The organism is Acetobacteraceae bacterium (genome assembly GCA_004843345.1).
Taxonomy (GTDB): domain Bacteria; phylum Pseudomonadota; class Alphaproteobacteria; order Acetobacterales; family Acetobacteraceae.
This window is the reverse complement of sequence record CP039460.1, coordinates 1,690,945-1,714,451: the sequence shown is the minus strand read 5'-3', so window position 1 is coordinate 1,714,451 and position 23,507 is coordinate 1,690,945. Positions and strand designations below refer to the sequence as shown.

Genomic DNA, 23,507 nt, shown 5'->3' with positions numbered 1-23,507 from the left:
ATTATCTTATGAAAAAACTTCTTCTGTCCTCAGCGCTTTCTAGCCTTTTTCTTCTAACAGGAAGCGCTTTTGCTCAAGAGCAGGCTGCACCTCCACCACCTCCCTTAGCGTCTACGATCCCAGCCAACCCACCAGAAGATAATGTTCCCCCTTCACCAGCAGAAGAGCAGGCTTATATGGCGAAAGTCGAGGCCGTTAAAGCCGAAATTTACCGAAAAAGAGCCGAGGAAGAGGCAAAACAAAAAACAGTGTTGCCAGAGCCTCCAGCCGATCCCGTTCCAGCCCCCCAACCTACGATTGCCCCTCTACCACCAGCTCCTGCGCCTAAAAATGAACCTTCCAAAAAATTATCAGTCACTGATAATAATAAATCTGCCAACACTTCCTCAAATGCAGAAACAACGGCCGATGACAATCATCCTACGCCAGAAAACCAAAACACGCCTAAATCTAAAGAGAAAGACCTTACCCCTGATGAATTAAAGGTAAAACTTCAACAAACCGAGGAACAGCTGACACGCCAGGATAAAATTCTCCTCAAACAGAATGATGTTATCCAAAAACTTGGCCAGGTCATTCAAGGCAAAATTGCCTATCCTTCAACGCAAGAAAGCGACCATAAATTCTTTAGTCCTGCCGATAATCCTCTCCTCAATGAGGATGAATTAACCGCCTTAAAAAACCAAAAAAGCTGGAATACACGCAATAGTGTCAAACCCACTTCTGGCAAGAATGGTGCCACAGAGTTTGTGTTCGGGACGCAAATGCCAAGTATCTTAGCCGCTGTCCTTCAAGTAACAGATGTGCAGTTTCAGGAAGGTGAGAAAATTTTAAATGTTAATGTTGGCGATGCAACACGCTGGAAACTTGATCCTGCAAGCACGGGAACAGGAGAAACCGCAACACAACATTTAATCATTAAGCCTCTTGAAAATGGTTTACAGTCCAGCCTTGTCGTTGCAACAGATCGCCGTATTTATCATCTCCATCTTAAATCAGATCTCATGCATTATTATCCTTATGTGACCTTTTCTTATCCCGAAGAGGCACAGGCTATTCTTCAAGCAAAACTCGAAAAAGAAAAAGCCGCAGAAATAAAAGAAAAAACAGAAAACACACTCCCTGAAACAGGAGAATATCTCGGGAATCTTAATTTCCATTACTGCATTAAAGGGAAAAAATACCATTGGACACCTGAGAGAGTGTATAATGATGGACATAAAACCATTATCCAACTTTCGGATGCGATCCAAGAAACAGAAATTCCAATACTCTTGGTTTCTTCTCCTTTCTCCAAGACGCCTGGCTTAGTAAATAGCCGCTTCCAAAATCATAAATTCATTGTCGATCAGCTTTTCGATAAAGCGCAGCTCATGATGGGAGTTGGCAAAAGACAACAAAAAATCACAATCAAGAAGGGAGTTTGCTAATGTTTCGGCACAAACAGCTCCTTTTGCTGCTGGCTTTAACTTCTCTCACCGCCTGTGAATCCTCTGTTGGCGTGATAAAGGGTTTAAATCCTCACCATGCCCCTGCTTCCTTTCAAAAAGCCATAGCAAGAGATGCCGGCCTAGAACTTCAAGACCTTTATCTTCCGGCCTTCACAAAAATCATCATCACGCAATCGACAAACGATCCTTTTGGAGAAGCGTTGATTGCAGATCTCAGAATGAGAGGCTATGCCATCGAAGAAAAAAGCGAAAAACAAGCCCAAACACCAAAAACATCAGCACCGCAGACGATCCTTCATCTCTCTTATCTCTTAGACGGTATCGGAGAAAATTATTGGCGTCTTCAGCTTCTCTCTGGATCTGGCACAGAGAGATATACACGGGCGTACCAAAATTTAGACAATCCACCAGGCTTCATGCCTTTAGGAAGTTGGACAAAATTAAACTATCCACAGAAAGAGAAAGAAGCTGTCTTATGAATTTCTTTCAAAAACTGAAATATTTGCTCACCTCCAAAAAAGACAACAATGAAACAGAAACGCAAAATACAGCGCAAGACACAAAGGATCTCCCTAAAGATCAACAAGAAATTGATCCTCTATTAAATCCTCAAGTTGCTCTCAACACTTCAGAGACAACTAACAAAATTGATACAGGAGGGATGGCAAGACCCAATACCGAACGCCCTAATAGAAGGCCGCTGGCTATTGCCATTGGCATTGCCGTCATTGCGGTCTCTAGCCTTTTTTACTTTGATAATAATTCCCAATCTGTTTCTCCAGAAGAAGAAGCTGCGCTTAAAGGAGATAACTCAGATGCCGCAAGAGATGCCCGTTTAAAACATTTACAAGATGGTGTGATTGAAAAACCTGCCGAAGCACCGATTAGTGAAGGCAATGACGGCATTGTAGAGGCAAGCGAGCCTTCTGCACCCTCAGCTCCACCGCTGCATATTGTTCCAGGACAGGCCTCTCTTGCACCTCCACCACCTCCTGATGGTGATATTCGAGACGAACAGCTCCGCGAACAAATTGCACAACAAAAAATGCAAATGCTGCAAGCAGCAACACAAAGCAGCTCTGCTATTAGCCTTGCGACACCACCTGACACACAACAAAGACAAAATACGCCGAATGCGTCCTCTGTGAATGCGGATATGCCGACCTTTGATCCTGAGGAAAAGCCTGCACTTTCTGATAAAGAACGGGAAAAACGCTGGAATCTGGAAACAAAAAAATTAGCCCTGCAAACACCTTATACAATCAGATCAGGCTTTGTCATTCCTGCAATTTTGAATGTTGGCTTAAACTCAGATCAACCAGGACAAACGCAAGCGCTTGTTTCTCAGAACGTCTATGATTCTGCCACAGGGAAATATCTCCTTATTCCTCAAGGCTCAAAACTCATTGGTTCCTATCAATCTGCGCCAGCCTATGGTTCAAAACGTGTTGCAGTCTTATGGGAGCGTCTGATTTTCCCTGACGGAGCTTCTATGGATATTGGCGGCATGCAAGGAGCGGACTTCTCAGGAATCAATGGCCTTAAAGATCAAGTCAATAACCATTGGGGACGCCTTTTTACAGCAGCGATTTTTAGTTCCATTTTGGAAGCGCCAAGTGCAATGGGAAGTGTTCTTAGCATGTCTGGTACAGGCTCAAATGGCATGATGAGCAATTTGCAATCAGGTGGCGGTATGGCTGCACAACAAGTTTTTTCTCAAACGGGATCATCCTTAGCCATGCCTTTCCAAAGAGACATTACCGCTTCCCCTACCCTTATTATTCGCCCTGGCTTCATCCTGAACGTCATTGTGAATAAAGATCTTCAATTTGAAAATTTTTACAAAAATTAAAATGTAATATTACATTCAAAAATCTTTAAAAAAGAGATATTCTACCAAGTAGAACTACTTCAAACTAAGGAATTTTTCCATGAAAGCTTCTGAAAAATTGAAACGACATAAAGCAGAAATTATTCAGCAGCTTAACCAATATGGTCTACAAAATCCCCGTGTATTTGGATCTGTTGCTAGGGGCGAAGATGATGATGAAAGCGATATAGATTTATTAGTAGACGAGTCCACAGAAATTGATCCATTTAAGATGTGCGGACTATATGCTGCTTTAGAAGATATCACAGGCGTAAGAGTAGATATTGTACGCTCTAACCGTCTAACACAAGACAAACACGCTTCTATCTTTCATGACGCAAAGCCAATTTAACTCTATGATCAATAAGAACCAAGGCCTTACAATTTTTCTTGATAGAATGATTTCTCATGCTCAAGATGCAATTCTTTTTCTGAATGATAAGACACAAGCTGACTATCTGAGAGATCACTATTGTCAAAAAGCTGTTGCCATGAGTTTGCAAATTGTAGGAGAAAACGCTTCAAAAATTTCTCGCAAGTTTCCCGAGTTTATAGAAGCAAATTCTGATATTCCCTGGAGAGAAATTCGTGGGTTACGCAATCAAATTTCACATGGATACGACGATTTAAATCTGATCGATATCTGGCATATTACAAAAAAGAATATTCCGCCTCTTTTAGAACAACTTAAAGAGCAGTTAAAAATTCAAGTAAAATGATTTACTGAAAAGATCATCTATTTTTCAAAAGCTTTCATCTTGAAAGCTTTTTTTATGTCTTGAAATACAAAAATATATTTTACTTTTAAAGGTAATGTTTTATATTTAAAGGAAGTTTTCTACTTAGAAAGATGTAGATCGGTGAAAAGAGTCCTATTTGTGCCACTGCTTTACAGAAAATCATAAAGCTGGAACGCTTAGTATCTATATTTAAAGAGAAAATAGAATGAAAGACTTCAAAGAAAACAATAAGATTCTTCAGGAAGGTCTTCCTTCCCCTCTTTCTTTGCTTTTTGCCGCTTATGACAAACAACGAAAAATCTCTCCACACATGGGATGGATTTTTATTCTAACTGTTGTCCTTAGTTTCACTTTTAGCTTTGGCTTGATGTATCTGGGCTTTTGAGGCTTTATGAAAAACGTAAACTCTTCCTTTAAGAATTTTTCTTTAGCAGCTGCCTTGTTAGGCCTTTCTTTCCTCGTACCGCATCTCGCAAAAGCACAAGGAATCATTACACTAGATCCAACACTTGCTCAGCTTGGAAATTCTCGCGTTGCTCAAGGCGTAAGAGAATTGGCAAATGAAGCCCAACAGCTCTCAAATATGGAACAGCAACTCCAAAACATGGTGACAAATACCTTAGCACCTGCTGGCTATATTTGGGACAATGTAGAAAACGTGATGTCAGAGATGCAAAGCATCCAAAACCAGTATCAATATTACAAAGACTACGGCGGCGCTCAAGGATTTGTAGATCAATTTGCAACAACAGGTTTCTATGCAGGATCACCTTGCTACCAACTCTCTTTAGATTGCGATGCCGATACACTTTGGAATGCCAAAAAGAAACTTTCAGATTCCATCAACAAAACAAATCAAGCAGCCATTCTTACGAATGCGCAGCAAGTTAAAAACCTTGATGCCCAAACACAAACAATCAATAAATTAAATCTTCAAAATAGCGGCGTTAAGGGTAGATTACAGTCTCAAGAAATGACTAATATGTACCTCTCTCACATTGCGGCGCAGAACCAGCAAGAACAGCAAATGTTACTTGCAAACTTCACAGCAGAAGCCAATGAAAGAGCAAAACGCGCCGATGAAGAAGCGCAAGCAGTAGCTTCAAGAAATGCCCTTCTAAGTCTTCCTGATAGCGAAAGGCAAGCTATCCAATCCTATGAAGGTCAGAGCTTGGGCAATCCTAATGATCCAAATTTTTGAACTTCTGATTCACTCTAACCGAAAAGAAAAATCATGAAAAAACTATTACTCTTAGGTCTAATTGCACCTCTCTCATTTTCTCTAACAGCCTGCGGCAAGTCAGAGGAAGAACAAAAAGCAGCATGCATTGAAAAAATGGATGCCCACCCTGAAGAGTTTTATAGATTTGCTAAAGATCCAATTTGTAGCAAAGTTACCAATGCAGACATCGACGAATATGATAGAAAACATCCCAAAGTTGAAGCAAAAGTCCCTACTTCGCGAAATGAGCTCCTCAGTATTTCAAAAGAAAAAAGAGACGCCATAGCAAATTACAAAGGGCAAAGCTTAGGTAATCCTGATGATCCAAACTTTTAAAAAATCAACATCCTCTCTAAACATGGCCTAGTAGGTTCAGAATGCACACAGCAATACACAAACCTTTTACATTCCTATTTTTGGCAATTACCTGCGCTTGTGTGTTGCTATATCCACATCACAGCTTTGCAATTCAAGTAAATCCTGCACATATTCCCGATGATATTGTTAACCGCTTCAAAGATGTTTTAGGCGGTGCAAACGGCTTTCAAAACAAAATGGAAAGTTTTGCAGAGCATATTTTTTATAGCCTCATTCCTATTTGCTTAGTCATTCGCTTTTTTCCTATGGCTTTAAAACAAAGCACTATGGAAGAATTCGTTCAGGAAATTTTCAAATTTTCCCTCACGATGGGATTTTTTATGTTTCTTATTCGGAATGGTGTCAGCATTGGAATGTCTATTATTCATACCTTTGAACAAATGGCTGGAATCATAACACTGGGCTCTTCATCTAGAGCTCTCCAACCTTCTAGTGTTTTGGAAATAGGCTTGAAATTTTACGAAACAATCGCTGATGGTTTAAAAAGTTTTCATTCATGGCAAGTTTTTGAAAGTCTCTCTCTTTGGGGGATGGGATTGGCTTTTTTAATCCTCTGCGCTCTCGTTTCAATCACAGTCATGATGGCGATGATAAAAGCTTGGATGATGGTCTATGGGGGCGCCGTCCTCTTGAGCCTTGGCGTTGCAGTCTGGACCCAAGAAATGATTATCAATTATTTCAAATCAGCAATTAGCTACGGCGTAAGAATTTTTACATTATTTGTTGTTGTCGATGCGTGTGTTGGCGTCCTTAGGACATACGTAGATGGACAACATGAATTTACGATCCATACAAGCGTAGAAGTCCTCCTTCTTGCTCTTGTCATGTACATGATGTCCAACAAACTTCCTGAAGTTATTTCAGGGATGGTCGGAGCGAGTTTCACGAGCCATTCTAACTTTGGAAACATGGCTCAAACCGTTAAAGGTGTCGCAGAAACCGCAGCAAAAGTCTCAAAAGCTGCCACTCCTCAAGGGGCTGCTGTTCAAGCTGCCGAAATGCTTGCCAAAAGCGCAGGCAATGAAGGAGGAAGTGCCTCTGGCATTGATGGCGCAAAAGTCAAACCTAACACATCTTCCTCTAGTGAAAGCTCTACGGGACAACAGCCTGCAGTAACGGCCTTGCAACCACCAGCGCCACCGCCTCCCTTTAAGAAATAAAAAGAAAAACGGACAAACCTATTATCAGTGACTGATATCCACTAATGAAACACGAAAAAAGAAAATATCTAATCCAGTTTCTTTTAAAACTTAGCCTTATCTGCTCTGGAATATTAGTGGCTTTGCTCATGACTGCCTGGCTTCTTGGAATACATTACAACAATACTCCAAGCGTCCCAACAGGTTTCTATCAGCGTATCAGCGCCTCAATTACGAAGGGAAGCTATGTCGAAATCTGCCCTCCCAACAGAGAACCTTTTCTCACTGCTCATAGGTATGGATATATCAAGGTTGGATCTTGCCCTAACCAGATGCGCTTCTTGCTAAAAAAAGTCGCTGCTATGCCTGGCGACACGATCTCAATAACAGAAAAAGGGCTAACAATTAACGGCAAATATTATCCTAATAGCGTTCCTCTTTCAGAAGATCTTTACTATCATTCATTCGATCATTTTTTCATTAAAGACTATCAACTCAAAGAGAATGAAGTTCTGCTCATGGGAGAAAATCCAGCCTCTTACGACGCCAGATATTTCGGCCTTTTACCGCTTTCAGATGTCATTTCTGTTATGAAACCCGTTTGGATTTTTTATTAATTTCATTTAATATTGTAGCTACAATGTAGGAGTGATTAAAAAGGATTTTTATTATGGCATTAACTTCTGAAATTCGCGTACGTGTTGATTCTGAAATAAAGGCACAAGCGACTGCCACTTTAGAAAATATTGGCCTAAACATTTCTGATCTTGTTCGTATGACTGTTAATCGAGTTGCCAAAGAGGGAAAAGTCCCTTTTGAAGTAAAAATTCCTAACCCGACGACGCAACGAGCCATGGAAAGTGCTCAGCGAGGAGAAGGTACTGAGTACAACTCACCTGACAACTTCTTTAAATCTGTTGGAATTTAACTTTTATGGGAGAATACCTTCTTACGGTTGTTCCATCTAATGAGATTTTAGCTGATTTAAAAAAGGCAAAATACGATCAAAGAAACTTATCTAAGTTCAAAACGACCGTTAATCTCTTAGCAAAAGGAATCAAGCTTCCTCGATCTTACCGAGATCACGATCTAAAAGGCAAATGGATCGGCTTTAGGGAGCTACATATTGATCCAGACTGGCTTCTTATTTACTGGATTGACGGTGAAAAACTAAGGCTTATCCGCTTAGGAACGCACGATGAGCTTTTTACTTAACTTTTTTAAAAATACACTAAAAAATAAGAGGTACAATTACTACCGCCTGGGAAAAATAGCTGAAGAAAACCCAGATTTACCAATGTCTTTTATAAAAGAATCTCTATTAGCAAAAGCCGACATGGAAGCTGGGAATGTCACAACATTTTCCTTTTCAAAAAAAATGACAAAATTTACAGAGTTAAAAATAGAAAAATTTTTGGAGAATGAAGAGGATATTAAAGGCTTCCTCCAAGAAACCGCTCAACTCAATGATGGCGACTCTGAAGATTTCAAAGCGACCCTTCATGCCTTAAAGCTTGTAACTCGTGCAATGAGCCGAATAAATTTAGCAAAATCTTCTAAAGCTCTTAAAAGCTTAAAAACGGCCGAAGATATTCATCTCCGAAAAGATGTAGAAGCTGGCATTAGAAATATGCGAGAAGGTCGTTTTTGCACACTAAAACAACTTGACGAAAAAATATCTACAATACTCACAAAAGCAGAAAGACAAGCCTCTTCTAAAAAGTGATCTGACCTCTTCAAATAAAGAAAGCCCTCTTTTTAGAGGGCTTTCTCTTTATAGGTTATCATTCCAATGAATTGATTTTTCACTGTTCTTAACCTTCACCTGAAATCATCAGGATCTAGAACATTAGATTCAGAGGAAGACTCTTCTTCCCCTTCACTCTCAGTTTTTCCTCTTTTAGCATTCCCGGAAACCAGAATAAGCTCGCCGCTAAAAGCATCTAAAACAATTTCTGTATTAAAACGCTCAATGCCTTTGTCATCTGTCCATTTGTTTTTACGAAGCTTTCCCTCAACAAAAACAGAGTTGCCCTTTTTAAGATATTTCTCCGCAATCGCTCCAAGCTTTTCATTGAAGATCACAATAGAGTGCCATTCTGTGCGTTCTTTTCTCTCGCCTGTTTCTTTATCCGTCCATTTATCAGAAGTTGCTAAATTAAAATTGACAACTTTCTTGCCCGTTTGAGTCATACGGACTTCTGGATCTGATCCTAATTTTCCTAAAATCTGTGCTTTGTTTAAACCTGCCATATCTTCTCCTCTTGATGAAAAAAGCGCTCTGACTTCCGAATGGAGCCAGGGCATTTTAGAATTTGCTTCCAACTCTAAATTTGCATCTTTTTTATCATTGCCTCAATCTATTTTTTACTTTTAAAAATAAAAAATATTGACTTATAAGCTTAATATTTTAAAACTATATTATTATCTTAAAAAGTAAGGTTATAAGAATGATACGCCTTTTTATTGCTGAGAAACCTTCTGTTGCTAAAGCCATTTCTGAAAGTCTCGGCATTGTTAAAAGAGACAAAGGTTTTATCACTTGTAAGAATGGTGATTTGGTAACATGGTGTGTCGGGCATGTTCTAGAACAGGCAGAACCTGATGCTTACACATCGGATGATATTCCCAAAACAAAATCAGGCAAAAAGCTCTGGCGAGAAGAAGATCTCCCAATCATTCCAGAAAAATGGCTTTTAGAAGTTAAGAAAGAGACAAAAGATCAAGTCAAAGTGATCCAGTCCCTTTTGAAACAAGCTTCTGTTGTTATCAATGCAGGTGATCCTGACCGAGAAGGCCAACTTCTTATTGATGAAGTTCTTGATTATTTCCATTTCAAAGGAGAAACATTGCGCTATTGGGCTTCTGCTCAAGACGAAGCCTCCGTTCAAAAAGCCCTCTCTGCCTTAAAACCCAATAAAGCCTTTGAGAAATTTGGCCTCGCAGCTCGAGCCAGAAGCAAAGCAGATTGGCTCTACGGTATGAATCTTTCAAGAGCTTATACATTAGCCTCTAAACGCACTGGCGCACCTGTCTTGCTTTCTGTTGGCCGAGTGCAAAGCGCTGTTCTTAATTTAATTGTCACGAGAGACAAACAAATTAAAAATTTCAGGCCAAAAAATTACTTTCGTATCATTGCTGAAATAAACCACAAAAACGGCTCATTCATAGCAAGTTGGAAACCAACAGAAGAACAAAACGGCTTAGATGAAGAAAATAGACTATTAGATGAAAAAATTGCTGATGCCTTGCTTGCTAAAATTCAAAACAAAACAGGAGAAATAACGTCTTTTGAAGAAAAAGCAGGCAAATTAGAGCCACCCCTTTGCCTTGACCTTGGTTCACTTCAAATCAAAGCCAATGCCAAATATGGCTTTTCTTCAGAAGAAGTCCTGAATATCTGCCAATCACTTTATGAAATACACAAGCTTACTTCATATCCCAGAAGTGACTGTGGTTACCTTCCAGAAGATCAATTTAAAGAAGCGCCAGAAGTCCTTTCTAGCCTTTCCAAAAACTATCCAGCTTTAAGCAGCCTAATTGCAAAAGCCAATACGGCTTTAAAATCAAAGGTTTGGAACGATAAAAAAATAACCGCTCATCATGGGATTATACCAACAAAGAAAATTGGAGATCTTTCTCAATTATCCGACAAAGAGATTAAAATTTATGATCTTATCTGCCGTACTTACCTAGCGCAGTTTTTTTCTGCCCAAACATTCCAAAATACCAAGATTGATATTTCAATCTCGGAAGAGAAGTTCACAGCACAAGGGAAAACCATTACCTCTAAAGGTTGGACTGAAATTTTAAGTACCGAAAAAGAAGAAAACTCTAAAGAAGGCGAAGAAGACAAAGAGCAAACCTTACCTAAAGTCGCCCAAAACGATCCTATCCTTTGCCAAAAATCCGAGAAAAAATCCCTTCAAACCAAGCCTCCTCGTCCTTTTACAGAAGGCACAGTCATCTCAGCAATGATTAACGTCCACAAATTCATTGATGATCCAAAACAACAGAAAATTCTCAAAGATGGAGAAGGCATTGGTACGCCTGCAACACGAGCTTCCATTCTCTCTGAACTTAAAAAGAAAGAATATATTGAAGAGAAAGGCAAAAATCTTCTGAGTACAAAACTCGGCCAAGAGTTAATTGATTGCTTAAATCCAAAAATAAAAAGCCCTGTTATGACCGCCGTTTTTGAACGATTTTTAAAACAAATCGAAGATGGTTCTATGACAGAAGAAGCTTTTATTACGCTGTCTTCTAAAGAAGTCACTCTCGAAGTGGCACGTTTAAAAGATCCCAAAATCAACCTTCACATAACAGCCCCTAGCCCAAAAATAACGGGGAAAATCTCTTCAAAATATAAATGCCCTAAATGCCGATCTCCTTTGAGCCGCCGCGCCAGCAAAAACAAAAAGGGCACTTATTGGTGGGGATGCACCAATTACCCAACCTGCAAAGAAACTTTTTTTGATGAGAAAGGGAAGCCTGTTGCGCCTAAGAAAAAAGCATAAAATAAAGTTGTTCATAACAACTCTTCCAAAAGGATTTTCCAATGACATATGTTTCTAATGACACAAAAAATATCGAAGATCAGGCGCTATCCGTAAATGAAAATGCTTTTCCTCAAAAAGAAGAGCTTCAAAAACAAGCTGCCAAAGAAAATTTACAAAACAAACTCTCCTTGGCAGAAGCTGGTTACCCTGTTGAACTTGACCCTAACGAAGCAGAACGAGCCGAAGAATTAGGATGGGAAGCTTGTTCTTTCGCAGAAGCTGTCGCTGAAGGCTATGATCCTGAAGGCGATAATTTTTCCCAAGAAGAAATTGAAGAAGCCGTTAAAAATGGCGACTACACTGAAATCCTCAGTGGACTTTTAAGTAAAGCGATTGAGATTTTAAAAGCACAAAGTAAAGAAAATAATGGCGGCAAAACAGCCTATATAGACTTAACTGAAGCAGAAAAAAAACGTTTTCATTCTCTTAACTTTGCCATGGAAGAAATCAAATTTCTTCAAAATCAAGCCAGAAAAAATACAAGAGAGCAAAACTTAGCCTTAATCCTTAAATGGCAGCCTCTTTTAAGCCAAGAAGAACAAAAAGATGCACTCGCAGAAGAATTGAATCTGCTTGCAGAAAAAGGTCGTCGCCGTGATGCCATAGAGGCCTCAAGAGCCTCTTTTGAGCTGGAAGGCCATTACGCCAGCGATACTGACAAAGCGTTATCTGAACGTTTTATCAATCTAGAAATAACAATGGAAGAATATGAAGAGCTTATAAATAAAAAGGTAGAAGAGCATGGCCGAAAAGATTGATTACAGACATGCCGAATATAGAAGCGCCTTCTTACGTCTCAATCCAATTAAGGGCGACTTTGATGTCGCCCATCTCAAAGCCATTCATAGCGATATTTTCCAACGCTCTCCAATTTTAAGTCCTGGACAATTTCGCTCTGACGCTCGTGGAGACTGGCGCAAACAAAGAGAGTTTGAAACCATTAAAGACCTTTTTCCTTGGGTTGCCTACTCTCCTATGGATCAGCCTTCCCAAGACAAACTCTCCAGTATTTTAGAAAAAGCAAATCCAAAAGAACTTTCAAAACTCAATAAAGAGCAATTCACAAAAGAAATGGCTTCTTTATATGCCAATCTGGACTATATCCACCCCTTTCTTGACGGAAATACACGCACCTTAAGAATCTTCACACAGCAGCTCTCTCAAGAAGCAGGTTATGATTTACGATGGGAACGCTTTAACCGCATAGCAGACAGGCGAGGTAGAGATATTCTCTATATAGCCCGTGATATGGCCGTAAATGAAATCGCCCTACCCAACATTCGCTTTGACGAAACAAGAACATTTGTCCAGGGAAGCATGGATTATTTCAAAGAAAATGGCCACACAAGCTTAGAAAAGCTTCTTGGCTCTGTCATTACACCTTATCAACTTCATCGAGAAATTGAACATCTCTTATTCCCTCTTGAACAAGAAGAAACGCCGAAGAGTGAACGTGAGAGCATCATTGAAAAGCTCCAAGACCAATACGGTATTCACTTAAAATCAGAAAACAGCAGAACGCTTACTTTTTCCCAAACATACGGCGCAAATCTTGTTGATTTAAAAATTCCAAACGATCTTTCTGCTCTGAAATACGAACTCCAAAAACGAGATTTGCAGGTTGAACAAAGGAATAAAGAATACGAAGCCTCTCTTGAAAAAAGTGAAGGAAAAACGCCCATGCCAATAACCTCTTCCCCGAAAGCCACTTTTGCCGAAAAATTTGCAACAAAAGTCATTGAACAATTAGAAAATGGAACAGCCCCTTGGCTAAAGCCATGGGAAGCAGGCGCACTGGAATCTCCGTATAATCCTGTCACTAATCATCAATATAGCGGCATGAATAACTTATGGCTTCAAATGGCAGGACGAGAAGATCCCCGTTGGATGACATATAAGCAAGCCAAAGAAACTGGCGCTCAAGTTCGCAGGGGAGAAAAATCTCTTGAACTTATCCGCATCATTTATGACAAAGAAGTTCTTAAAAAAGATGAAAATGGCAAAATTATTAAAGGCGAAGATGGTAAAGCTCTAAAAGAAACTGTTCCTTTAGACCGCCCTATTCCAATAACCTTTAATGTCTTTAATGCAGAACAAATAGATGGACTTCCTGAGCTAGAAAGACCTATTCCAGATCCAGACAAGGTGTTTAAAGCCAATGCTCGAGGCGAAGCTATTTTAAAAGCGTCTGGCGCTGAAATTGAACACAAGCCCAGTGCACGTGCTTTTTATTCTCCACTTCAAGATACAATCATTCTACCTCAAAAAGAGCAATTTCATTCAGAAAGCGGTTACTACGCCACGGCACTCCATGAGCTTGGACACTGGACTGGGCACGAAAGCCGTCTAAACAGAGATATAAAAAATCCTTTTGGATCCATCGCATACGCTCAAGAAGAACTCAGAGCTGAAATCGGCTCTATGATGCTTGCAATGGAGCTGGGCACAGGTTTTCAACCATCCATTCAGCTTAAAAACGGCCAAACAGCTGACAATCATCTTTCTTATATCCAAAGCTGGGTATCTGCCCTCAAGAATGATCCCGAAGAGATTATTAAAGCGTCCAGAGATGCCTCCAAAATCAAAGATTTTGTGATGGGATTTGAGAAGCAAATGGAGCAAGAAAATCTTCAAGAAAGCACTCACACAGAAGAACGTTCAGAAGCCCTAGAAGCTTTTGAAAGAATTTCCCTGAAAATCACAAAAGAAAATATTGAACAATATATTCCTCAGCACGCAGAGGAATTAGCGGATGCCTTCAATGAAAGAATAGAAAATCCACCTTCTCCAGATCATTTCACGTATGATCCGACTGAAGAAGATATATACAACAGCCAAGTGATACTTTTTGCTAGAACACTTGATCCTGAACAAGATTTCCTTAAAGCAAAGGACGGCTTCGACCCTCAAAATGGATCTTATGGCTATCAAATTGCGTCTCGGTTTAATGAGAATTATCTGTCCGCATTAGCAGAACATTTAGATCAGAAAATTGCCGCAAGAGAAACACGCTATTCTGCTCTTAGAGAAGCTCTTCCTTCTCTTGAATTAGACAATGCCAGCTTCATTGAAGCTGAAATTAAAGATGTTGAATATGGTTTCAGCCATAACAAAACATTTACGGCCGAAACAACCAAAGATAATACGCCAGATGTCCAAAGCTTTGCGGATCAGCGCAAAAAAGAAATGACAGAAAGCGCTGAAGAGCGTCTTGAAAAACTCAATGACGCCAGGAGAGCTGATACAGAAAAAACCCAAGACCTCTACAATAGAAGCGGTGGAAGCCCTTATGTCGGCGGTGGTTTAACGGCCTCTCAAGCAAGAAGGAATATTAGGGGTGAACTTTCAGCACAAGAAAGAGAAGATGCTTTCAATAGAGAACTAGACCGTCATCTTGCGCTTCAAACAGAGACAAAAAACGAAACAAAAATCTCTGACAAACCAGTTTATATCTCTGTCCCCTATAAGGAGCGCAAAGAGGCTAAAAAAGCAGGCGCTCAATGGAGCGCCAAAGAGAAATCTTGGTTTATTCCCAAAGGCCATTCCAGCGAAGGCTTCGAAAAATGGCTTAATCCTCAAGAGAAAAAACCAGCACCCATCATCGAAAATATTGAAGATGCTTTTTATGATGCTCTCAGAGAGCAAGGCCTAAAAGCCGTAACACCTATTCGAGATGGTGAAATGCATTCCATCGCAACAGAAAAGAACAAAGGAAGTGAAAAATCAGGCTATTACATTATTCACGAAAATAACGGTCATCCACTTGCTTATATTGGCAATCACCAAACAGGCTCAGCCAAGGCTTATCCTTTAAGCGGCGTTCAAACAAAGATGTCTGCATCAGAAATAGAAGCCCAAAAGCTGCTCATGGCGCAACGCCAGAAAGACAGAGAAGAAAAACGTCTGCAAGCGCAGGAAAAAACGGCAAAAGAAGTTTCCTCAGCCTTTCTCTCTCTCAAAGAAATCCAATCTCCAACGCCTTATATGCAAGCAAAAGGTCTCTCCCTTTCATCGGCCAATGGATTAAAAACAGATCAACATGGAAATACCATTGTCCCTATGATGGATATTTCGGGCAAACAGTGGAATCAACAAACCATCTACACAGATGGAAGCAAACGCTTTGCAAAAGATGGCAAAAAGGAAGGAACTTTCTTCCCTCTTTCTGGCCTTGATAGTCTTAAAACAGCGCCAGCAATTATCATTGCTGAAGGATTGGCGACAGGGGCTTCAATCCACGAAGCCCAAACGGGCGGATCTGTTGTCGTTGCTTTTGATTCAGGACAACTTCTTTCTGTTGCTAAAGCCATTCACAAAGCTTATCCCGAACAACCTATTTTGATTGCCGCAGACGATGACCGACATTGCCTTATGACAAACGGCCACAATGTCGGAAAAGAAAAAGCCTTTGCAGCGGCCAAAGAAGTTGGCGCTAGAGTGGTGATGCCAGTTTTCTTGGAAGAAGATAAACATTGGCCTGACAATATTCCAAAATTCACAAAAGAAGAATGGCGTAAAAACAGCCTCACAGAAGCACAAAAAGAAGCCCATAACACTTACAAGAAACTTAGTGATTTTAATGATCTCGCACAAAAAACACGCTTAGGTAAAACAATCCTCAAAAACCAATTTAGAGGAGAATTAGCCGTGATTGCCAAAAACAAAGAAAAGACAAAGGAACAGCAAAGAACAAAAATTCTAGAGCAATCAAAAGCACAGGCGAGAACATCACGTGAACAACTACAAGAACAATCCCGTTCAAAGCCAAGCCGTTCTAACGAGCGCGGCATGGAAAGATGAAACGTTTTACGCTTATTACCTCTGCACTCCTATTTTTAGGGAGTTCTTTGAGTTTTTCTTATCTGAACAAAGCCGTTGCAGCACCTGTTCCCAATGTAAATCCTCTCGCATGTATGGCAATCATGTGTCTCTATGGCCGTCATCATTATTCAGGTGAAAGCCATATAACAGGTGGACAGCAACCTCTCTGCCAACCTGCAACGCATGCTTATTTTTCTATCCATCGCTGGAGTATCTGGTGGCTCTTTTCTCCTGGTCCGCCTTTTTATGATCCTCCCTGGACAGCAATTTCTCGACAACGATTTTTAGCCGAATGTATTTCCGCAGATGCTTCAAGCAAAGATGTGCTCATCGCTTTAGAAGTAAATGCCATCTATGGCACTTGGTATCGAGATCCTGGTCTCCTTTAACTCTGGGACGTCCATCCTCATTCAAGAAACTCCACCATGTCAAAACGACCTGCTTCTTCCCAAAAAACACAACAGTCCAAACAGCCCATTCCTGCAAAAGAATCTCTCATCCTTTTTGGAATTTCTGTTCTTGGTCTGTTGATCGGGCTGCAAAAAGCCACCCAATATCTCGCCTATCATTTCAATTATCATTCTTCCTTAGGATGGCATTGTGCGCATATCTATCCTTTCTGGGACAGCATCCTCTGGGACATCTGGTGGAATAATACCTACCCTCAACTCTTTAATGATGCCCTCTGGCAAGTAACACTTTGCTTTACAGCTGGCGTTATCTGTGCTGCCCTTAGCCGTCATTTTTTCTTTCGGAAAAAAGCCCATGCAATCGACACACTGCACGGGTCAGCCCATTGGGCAACCCAAGAAGACATTGAAAATGCAGATCTCCTTCCAACATCTGAAGACAATCATAAAAAGAAAGCATCTTTTAATCTAAAAGCTGCCCTTCAAGGAAAATCAAATAAAAGTGTAAAAACAGAAAAGAAAGAAACAAAATCTGCCATTTTTATTGGCGGCTGGAGAGATAAAAAAGGCATCCTTCATCCACTTTTACATTCCGGTCCCCAACATACCATGATTTTAGCGCCTACCCGTTCAGGAAAAGGCGTGACAAATGTTATTCCGACCTTATTCACTTGGCTTTCCAGTGTTGCCGTTCTGGATATTAAAGGAGAGCTTTTTGCCTTAACTTCTGGCTGGCGGAAGAAGTATGCCAATAATAACATTCTTGTTTTTAAGCCTATGGCGCGCGGCTATTCACGTTGGAACCCTTTAGAAGAAATCCGCATTGGCAAGGAAGAATATGAAACAAAAGACATTCAGGTCATGTCGCATATTTTTGCCAATCCCAATGGCACGCCTGTCGATCACTGGATGGATGCTGCCATCAATGGGTTTCAAGGGCTGATTGCCTATGAAATCTATCGTGCCAAAGCTGCTGGTGAAACACCTAGCTTTCTAAAAATTGATGATCGGCTTTCTGCTGCCCTGCCGAAAGACGAAGCGGATCTTTGGGAAAACATTGCTGATCTCTACCACAATGGCAGCGTTACAAATGAAAATTTAGAACAATTCGTTGACGAAAAATTTAGCGCCCTAGAAGCCAGCAATGCTGGACAGAAGAGCAACGATAGTGAGGATGAGGAGCGAAAAAAGAAAAAAGTTTGGTATGATATTGTCAGAGATATAAGAGTTGGAAAAGTTCCTGCGGATATTGGCAATCTAGCACTGAAAAATGCTCAGGATTTTATCAATACGCCCTCTCGTGAATATGGCTCTAAAATGTCTTGCTTAGGCCGTATCTTTACCGTGTTTCGGAATAAGATCATTGCCGAAAATCTAGGAAAATGTGATTTTCATATCAACGATTTAATGAATGCTGAAAATGGCAAACCGACAACGCTGTATATTATTGTCGAACCTACCGATTTAGACACAGCACAAAACATCATTAACATCTTGTTCAACACCATCCTCATAACTCTTTGCAAAGAACAGAAATTTGAAGGAGGGCGTTCGGTCAAAAACTATAAAAACCGCCTTCTTTTACTCCTCGATGAATTCACAGCACCTGGGAAAATTCCCTCTCTTCCGAGAGCTATTCCCTATTCAGCAGGCTATGGCATTAAAATCATGATGGTTGCTCAAAGCATCAATCAGATTAAACAAAAATACGGTGATAAAGAAGAAATCTCTGATAACTGCAATCTTAAAATCACCTTCGCTTCAAACTCTGTTGAAACAGCGGAATATATTTCTAAACAAGCTGGCACAACAACGATTGTCAAAGAAAGCACTTCTGAAAGTCGATCTGCGAGTGGAAAATTGACAGGAACAAACACTTCTTACACTGAAACCTCCCGCCCTTTAATCACGCCTGATGAAGCAAGGCGTCTAAAGTCCCCTATTATCAAAGGCGAAGAAATGGTAGCGCCTGGAGAGGTCATTATCTTCCCATATGGCTATTCGGCTATTCGTGGAGAGCAAATTCTTTACTTTAAAAATCCAGCATTTCTAAAAAGAGCGCAAATTCCTATGCTGGAAAAAGAAGAGATTGATGTGCTTGTAGAAAATAACAGTAATCACCCGCCTTTAGAGCAATTGGTAGCTGGAATACTAAATTGATGCTTTATTGTCTTCGTCTGATAAAAACAAACCATAACAACAAAAAAGTACAGCTTTTACGCTGTACTTTTTCAACAACCATCTTTTCAAGATTTAAAAGGATTAGATCGCAGGATTACTCTTTTCCCTCCCAACAATCATCTGCAAAGCTGATTGTTCGATAAAGTTATATATAGATTTTATGAGGGAAAGCAGTATTCCTTTTTTTTAACAGCTCAGTATTTTCTCGGCGATTGCCTCAATATAAGGGGTAAGAGAGATATCCTCTTCAATGAAAGGAACGAGTTCACGTGTTTTCCTAAACCATTCACTTCCATTCTGGCTGAGTTTTTCAATCCCTCTAAATTCAGCAGCCTGTGCTGCGCAGATAAGCTCAAATGCTATAATATAACGGGCATTTTGTATGATTTCCTGTGTCTTTCGTGCTGCGACAAGCCCGAAAGAAACAACATCCTGAAAATCACCTGTTGTCGATAATGTCTGGATTGAGACGGGCGAAGTAAGAGAGCGATTTTCGGCTGTTAGGGATGCTCCCATAAACTGCCCCCCCATAAGTCCAAAATGGAATCCTCCGTCTTTTGCGCAAAGAAAAGCAGGAAGCCCTTTATTATTGGCTTTGGTTAAGAAGCGGTCAGCACGCCTATCTGACAAATTGCATAAGGTTGTTACCGCAATCGCTAAATAATCCATAGCTGCAGAAATATATTGCCCGTGAAAATGGCCATTATGGAAAATTTCTCCATTTTCAGGGGTAACGAGAGGGTTATCACTGGAGGCATTTATTTCATTGTGAATGATATTATAGGTAAATTTGACTGTATCCCAAACAGGTCCGAGAATTTGAGGAGTGCATCTTATCGAATAAGCATCCTCAATCGCAATATCTTCTGGCGGCTCTTTGCCAGCAGGATAATTCGCCAATTCTTTAGAAAGATGGGTATCATCAACTGTGAGGGAGCTGTCTTTGATATATTTCCATAGGAGACCAGCAATATGACGCTGTCCCTGATGGGGCTTTAATTTATGTAAATCTGGATGAAATGGACGGATACAGGCACGAAAAGCCTCAAAAGAAAGACCCGAAATCGCAACGTAATTTTCCAGCAGAGCATTGGCAGAAAGAATGTTTTCCGCAGCAAAAGCTGTCATGCAGGATGTGCCATTGATAAGGGCAAGTCCTTCCTTATAGGAAAGAGTTAGAGGTTCAAGTTTTAAAGTTGAAAAAGCTTCTTTCGTAGGGAGACGTTTTCCATTTAGAAGGACAAAAGGGGCACTTCCCGTCAGCATTGCTGCCATCGCTGCTAGAGGACCAAGATCTCCACTCGTGCCTAAAGATCCTTTAGAAGGAATTTCAGGAATGATTCCTGCATTATAGATTGCAATAAAACGGTTGAAATTTTCCAAAGAAATTGCAGAGCATCCGCGTGATAAGGAAATAATGCGTGCCAACATTGTCGCACGGGCGAGTCTGGGAGGCAGAAGAGGACCAACATTTGTTGCAACGGCTTGGATAAGATTTTTCTGCTGTTCTGGCGCCTTTTCAATGGAAACCAGTTTATGCACAAATCCGCCCATCCCTGTATTCACACCGTAAATAACAGTTCCGTCCTTAACGTGTTTTTCCAAAAATATTCTTGATTTTTGAACTGTTTTTTTAACATTTTCCGAGGCTTTGACGTATTTTCTTTCTTCGGCAAAGGCGATGAGTTCTTCGGGTGTTATGTCTTTTTCTATTTCAAGGAGAAGAGTATTTTTCGTCATCATGAATTTTCCTTATGACATGCAGATGCGATAATCTTAGTTCCAGAAAAATGCTTGTAAAGCTTGATGCTGTAATATTTTTTGGTTCTTCAGATAGTCTTTTTATTCATAAAATTTCTGAAGGTTGATTACCTGAATATATGTTTTGAGATTATCACTTTCTCCCAAAAACGCCCTTCAAAATACATAAAATGACCAAATAAAGACCTCCATTTCCTTCTTTAAAAATGGAGGTTTAAATTCATTTTTTATAAAAAAGACACATCTCAAAAATTGGTAAGCATGTCACTTTGTGTTTTAAAAATTTTCTTCATTGTAGCTGGGTTATTGAAAATCCCTTTTGACCACTAAGGAATATCACTCTTAGCTTAAATATCCGTAAAAAGAAGATCTAGATTAAGGCGAGATTTGTTTAAGTGTTTGTTAAAATCCTGTTCACTGTGATGTCCTAATGAAACAACCACCGTACTAGTAAGTCCTTTATCTTCTAAGGAAAGGAGATCATTAAGTTTTTCTCGTGAAAACCCTCCGATTGGGCAAGCATCAATACCAAGTGCTTTCGCCTCAACAAGAAAGGCACCGAGAGCAATATAAGCTTGCTGTTTATACCATTCTAGCTGATTGGCGTGATTATCAACATAATTTTGACGGAATTTTTGCCCCTTAATTCGGGATTCATGGCTTCTAAAACGCCCGTCTTTTTCTTCTTGATCAAAAAGTAAAGTGAGATAATTTTCATCTACTTTGAGTTTAGTACAAAACACAATAACAAGAGCGGCATTCATGACTCTGTCTACATTTTCAGGAAAAACTCTATCCATTGATTTGGAAATTTTTTCTTTTCCTTCTTTGCTCGTAGCAAAAATAAAGTGCCAAGGCTGTAAGTTACAAGAAGAGGGAGTCAGGCGTAGCAGTTTTTTTAATTTTAAAATTTCCTCATTTGAAATTTTCTTTTGAGGATCAAAAGCTTTCGTCGTATAGCGACTTTCAACAATATTTTCGATATTCATAATGCCTCCTAATAATCAAGAGAGAATTTATACAGTTGCCCAGAATTGCAAAGCTGCATTTACAATTGCTTTGTTCTTTTTAGGATGATGATCATTTACGCTTTAAAAAGTTCAAAAGTAAAAATCATCCTAGATCGAATAAGCTAGAATAGACCTATAAAAAACAATGGCAACGCGTCCATGGGTAGAATTAGCAGAATGGTTCTATCTGACAGTTTTTAATTTGATTCAGCTGCCCTGTTTGTTCTGCAATCTTGTGAAGCTCTTTAACCCAAAGATTTGGTATTTCTGATAAGCCGTCAATACCGTCATCCATTGAGAAAAATAAAATAGAATAGAAAGTGCCCTTTTCTATATTTTTAGGCTCATATGTACTGAACATACTGTACATAGGCATCCTTCCCGCTAGGGAGTTAAATGATTGAACCATGCGTACAAGAGGGTATTCCCCCCATCCCAAGGATTCCGTAATTCGAAAACTGCTACTGGCACAGGCTGTTAATTTTGGATCAGCCATATAGTTTAATGCTATTTCTGAATTTTCTTTATAAAGTGCAGCCAAGCTTTCCCTAATAGTTTTCTGTCGCAAAATGTCTGTTTGTTTAACGAGTTCCTCTATTGAGGCTTGTTGTGAAAGAGTGATTTTAGCAAGATAAAAACAACTTCCAGGGCAATGTTCTCCAGAAAGACGCAAATTAACAGGTACTAAAAGAGAAAAATCCCCATTGTCTGGTAAAGTATTTCTATATTTTTGTGCCCATTTCCAAAAAGCTCTACCCATTGTGAATAAGTAAATATCATTTCCAGATACACCAAGTTTTTTTCCAATTTCAGGAAGGAGGCGTGAAGGCATTTGAAGAATAGTGTTTTTTCTTTTGAGCGTTGGTGAAATGCCATTCCAGAATAAGCTCTTTTCTTCTACGGGAGACGCTTGAATAAATTCTGTCGGAATTATTTTTAGTGCTTCTTGAGGCGAAGGTAGAGAAATTGCTTTTTTTGTATTTTTATTCTTTCCGAAGAGTACAGAAAGCGTTTCTGCTACCGCACCACCATCCATGATTTCATGCCGCACTGAACATAGAATAGAAATTTTTCCTTCTGCATAACCATAGAGCAAGATAAGTTTCCAAGGCATATCATAAGGAAGTCTTGAAGCAAGAGAGGTTGTTATTTCATTTTCTAAACTATGAAGGGGAATTTTTTTAGATAAAATGATATTATCTAAGTTAGGTTCATAGGAAGCCCAATAGAGTTGACCATCATTATCTTCCTTTAAAAAGTGCGTTAAGCAAGGAAGATGACAAAGGTGCTTTTCAATTAACTCCCGCAACATATTAGCTGTCGGTATTTCTTGACCTTCTGTTTCAAATTCAACTAAACAAACTAAATTTGTTTGGCACATGGGGGCTGATGCACTGGTCGCTGCTTTATCAAATAAACGAAACGCTTGTTCAACAGCTCCAGCAGGCCATTTGTTTGAAATAGATGTCATAAAAACCCTTTTAAATGGTAGATAAACGAAATCAGATCTTTCTTTTACAAAGTTAATCTAAAAGCAAAAAACCTCAAAATCCAATTGGAAACACCTCCACAACAACAAGAGTTGGTAGTGGAAAACCAATAACAATTTCCAATAGAACAAGCACTAAATTAGGAAATATGACATATACTCGGAGTTAGTAATTTTTAACGATAACTAGAAGTGGCAAAAATTACTACCACTTCTAGTTACCTACCTCTTCCCATCTGCCACGCAAAGCTTACAAACTTTCTTTGCGCTCATGGAAAATGGCCTCCAGCTGGTGTTAAACTAACGGCAGAAGGTATAGAAGAATGATTCCGGATGTCTGAAAAACGCTCTTTGCAAGACAAAGTGTATATTCAGAGCATCTCATCTTTGTGCTAGCTTATTAAGCATCAAGCCTAACATGAAAGAAGATGAACGAATTTCACAATGCTAAAAACAATATTCATTTCTTCGCTGGC

General features: G+C 39.8%; 22 protein-coding genes. 18 read left to right on the top strand and 4 right to left on the bottom strand.

The features are described 5' to 3' along the window. The first annotated feature begins 8 nt into the window (after nt 1–8). From trbG to FAI40_08280, 13 genes are all read left to right on the top strand, one after another. Complete coding sequence (gene trbG, locus FAI40_08340) at nt 9–1,430, top strand: P-type conjugative transfer protein TrbG (GenBank protein QCE35336.1); 1,422 nt, start codon at nt 9–11, stop codon at nt 1,428–1,430. Further along, a complete protein-coding gene (locus tag FAI40_08335; GenBank protein QCE35335.1) occupies nt 1,430–1,930 on the top strand; it encodes a hypothetical protein in 501 nt (166 codons plus the stop codon). Before trbG ends, FAI40_08335 begins: the two co-directional genes overlap by 1 nt. Further along, nucleotides 1,927–3,303, top strand: a complete 1,377-nt coding sequence (locus FAI40_08330) for a hypothetical protein (protein QCE35334.1) — start codon at nt 1,927–1,929, stop codon at nt 3,301–3,303. The genes FAI40_08335 and FAI40_08330 overlap by 4 nt, the downstream gene beginning before the upstream one ends. 79 nt (nt 3,304–3,382) lie before the next feature. After that, entirely contained in the window at nt 3,383–3,673 is a 291-nt protein-coding gene (locus tag FAI40_08325) for a nucleotidyltransferase (GenBank protein ID QCE35333.1), read from the top strand. Beyond that, nucleotides 3,654–4,040, top strand: coding sequence for a DUF86 domain-containing protein (locus FAI40_08320; protein QCE35332.1), 387 nt, complete (start codon nt 3,654–3,656; stop codon nt 4,038–4,040). The genes FAI40_08325 and FAI40_08320 overlap by 20 nt, the downstream gene beginning before the upstream one ends. Before the next feature lie 226 nt (nt 4,041–4,266). Continuing rightward, complete coding sequence (locus tag FAI40_08315; GenBank protein QCE35331.1) at nt 4,267–4,446, top strand: hypothetical protein; 180 nt, start codon at nt 4,267–4,269, stop codon at nt 4,444–4,446. A gap of 6 nt (nt 4,447–4,452) precedes the next feature. Beyond that, nucleotides 4,453–5,262, top strand: a complete 810-nt coding sequence (locus tag FAI40_08310) for a hypothetical protein (protein QCE35330.1) — start codon at nt 4,453–4,455, stop codon at nt 5,260–5,262. 33 nt (nt 5,263–5,295) lie between these two features. Beyond that, a complete protein-coding gene (locus FAI40_08305; protein ID QCE35329.1) occupies nt 5,296–5,619 on the top strand; it encodes a hypothetical protein in 324 nt (107 codons plus the stop codon). 41 nt (nt 5,620–5,660) lie between these two features. Then, on the top strand, nt 5,661–6,821 hold the full coding sequence (gene trbL / locus FAI40_08300; protein QCE35328.1) for a P-type conjugative transfer protein TrbL: 1,161 nt from the start codon (nt 5,661–5,663) through the stop codon (nt 6,819–6,821). 44 nt (nt 6,822–6,865) lie between these two features. Then, nucleotides 6,866–7,417 (top strand): conjugative transfer signal peptidase TraF, encoded by a 552-nt coding sequence (traF, locus tag FAI40_08295; GenBank protein QCE35327.1) that lies wholly within the window; start codon nt 6,866–6,868, stop codon nt 7,415–7,417. Between the two features lie 53 nt (nt 7,418–7,470). Then, nucleotides 7,471–7,728 (top strand): type II toxin-antitoxin system RelB/DinJ family antitoxin, encoded by a 258-nt coding sequence (locus FAI40_08290; protein QCE35326.1) that lies wholly within the window; start codon nt 7,471–7,473, stop codon nt 7,726–7,728. A 5-nt stretch (nt 7,729–7,733) separates the two neighbouring features. Further along, nucleotides 7,734–8,015, top strand: coding sequence for a type II toxin-antitoxin system YafQ family toxin (locus FAI40_08285; protein ID QCE35325.1), 282 nt, complete (start codon nt 7,734–7,736; stop codon nt 8,013–8,015). Beyond that, nucleotides 7,999–8,526, top strand: coding sequence for a hypothetical protein (locus FAI40_08280; GenBank protein QCE35324.1), 528 nt, complete (start codon nt 7,999–8,001; stop codon nt 8,524–8,526). Before FAI40_08285 ends, FAI40_08280 begins: the two co-directional genes overlap by 17 nt. 95 nt (nt 8,527–8,621) lie before the next feature. On the opposite strand, the gene ssb is transcribed toward FAI40_08280, so the two are convergent. Then, the gene (ssb, locus tag FAI40_08275) at nt 8,622–9,053 is read right to left on the bottom strand and encodes a single-stranded DNA-binding protein (GenBank protein QCE35323.1); all 432 of its coding nucleotides are present in this window, start codon (nt 9,051–9,053) and stop codon (nt 8,622–8,624) included. A gap of 200 nt (nt 9,054–9,253) precedes the next feature. Here ssb and topB point away from each other — a divergent pair, with 200 nt between their 5' ends. From topB to FAI40_08250, 5 genes are read left to right on the top strand one after another with little or no spacing between them, the layout of a single operon-like run. After that, nucleotides 9,254–11,317, top strand: a complete 2,064-nt coding sequence (topB, locus tag FAI40_08270; GenBank protein ID QCE35793.1) for a DNA topoisomerase III — start codon at nt 9,254–9,256, stop codon at nt 11,315–11,317. 41 nt (nt 11,318–11,358) lie between these two features. Next, nucleotides 11,359–12,117, top strand: coding sequence for a hypothetical protein (locus tag FAI40_08265; GenBank protein ID QCE35322.1), 759 nt, complete (start codon nt 11,359–11,361; stop codon nt 12,115–12,117). Beyond that, the gene (locus tag FAI40_08260) at nt 12,101–16,159 is read left to right on the top strand and encodes a DUF1738 domain-containing protein (GenBank protein QCE35321.1); all 4,059 of its coding nucleotides are present in this window, start codon (nt 12,101–12,103) and stop codon (nt 16,157–16,159) included. The genes FAI40_08265 and FAI40_08260 overlap by 17 nt, the downstream gene beginning before the upstream one ends. Then, complete coding sequence (locus FAI40_08255; GenBank protein QCE35320.1) at nt 16,156–16,569, top strand: hypothetical protein; 414 nt, start codon at nt 16,156–16,158, stop codon at nt 16,567–16,569. The genes FAI40_08260 and FAI40_08255 overlap by 4 nt, the downstream gene beginning before the upstream one ends. Nucleotides 16,570–16,605: 36 nt before the next feature. Continuing rightward, nucleotides 16,606–18,750: a hypothetical protein gene (locus tag FAI40_08250; protein ID QCE35319.1), complete on the top strand. Its 2,145-nt coding sequence runs from the start codon at nt 16,606–16,608 to the stop codon at nt 18,748–18,750. Nucleotides 18,751–18,957: 207 nt separating this feature from the next. On the opposite strand, the gene FAI40_08245 is transcribed toward FAI40_08250, so the two are convergent. From FAI40_08245 to FAI40_08235, 3 genes are all read right to left on the bottom strand, one after another. Beyond that, nucleotides 18,958–20,514, bottom strand: a complete 1,557-nt coding sequence (locus FAI40_08245) for a phenylalanine aminomutase (D-beta-phenylalanine forming) (GenBank protein QCE35318.1) — start codon at nt 20,512–20,514, stop codon at nt 18,958–18,960. Between the two features lie 365 nt (nt 20,515–20,879). Beyond that, on the bottom strand, nt 20,880–21,521 hold the full coding sequence (nfsB, locus tag FAI40_08240) for an oxygen-insensitive NAD(P)H nitroreductase (protein ID QCE35317.1): 642 nt from the start codon (nt 21,519–21,521) through the stop codon (nt 20,880–20,882). A 190-nt stretch (nt 21,522–21,711) separates the two neighbouring features. After that, nucleotides 21,712–23,013: a hypothetical protein gene (locus FAI40_08235; protein QCE35316.1), complete on the bottom strand. Its 1,302-nt coding sequence runs from the start codon at nt 23,011–23,013 to the stop codon at nt 21,712–21,714. Nucleotides 23,014–23,507: the final 494 nt, after the last annotated feature.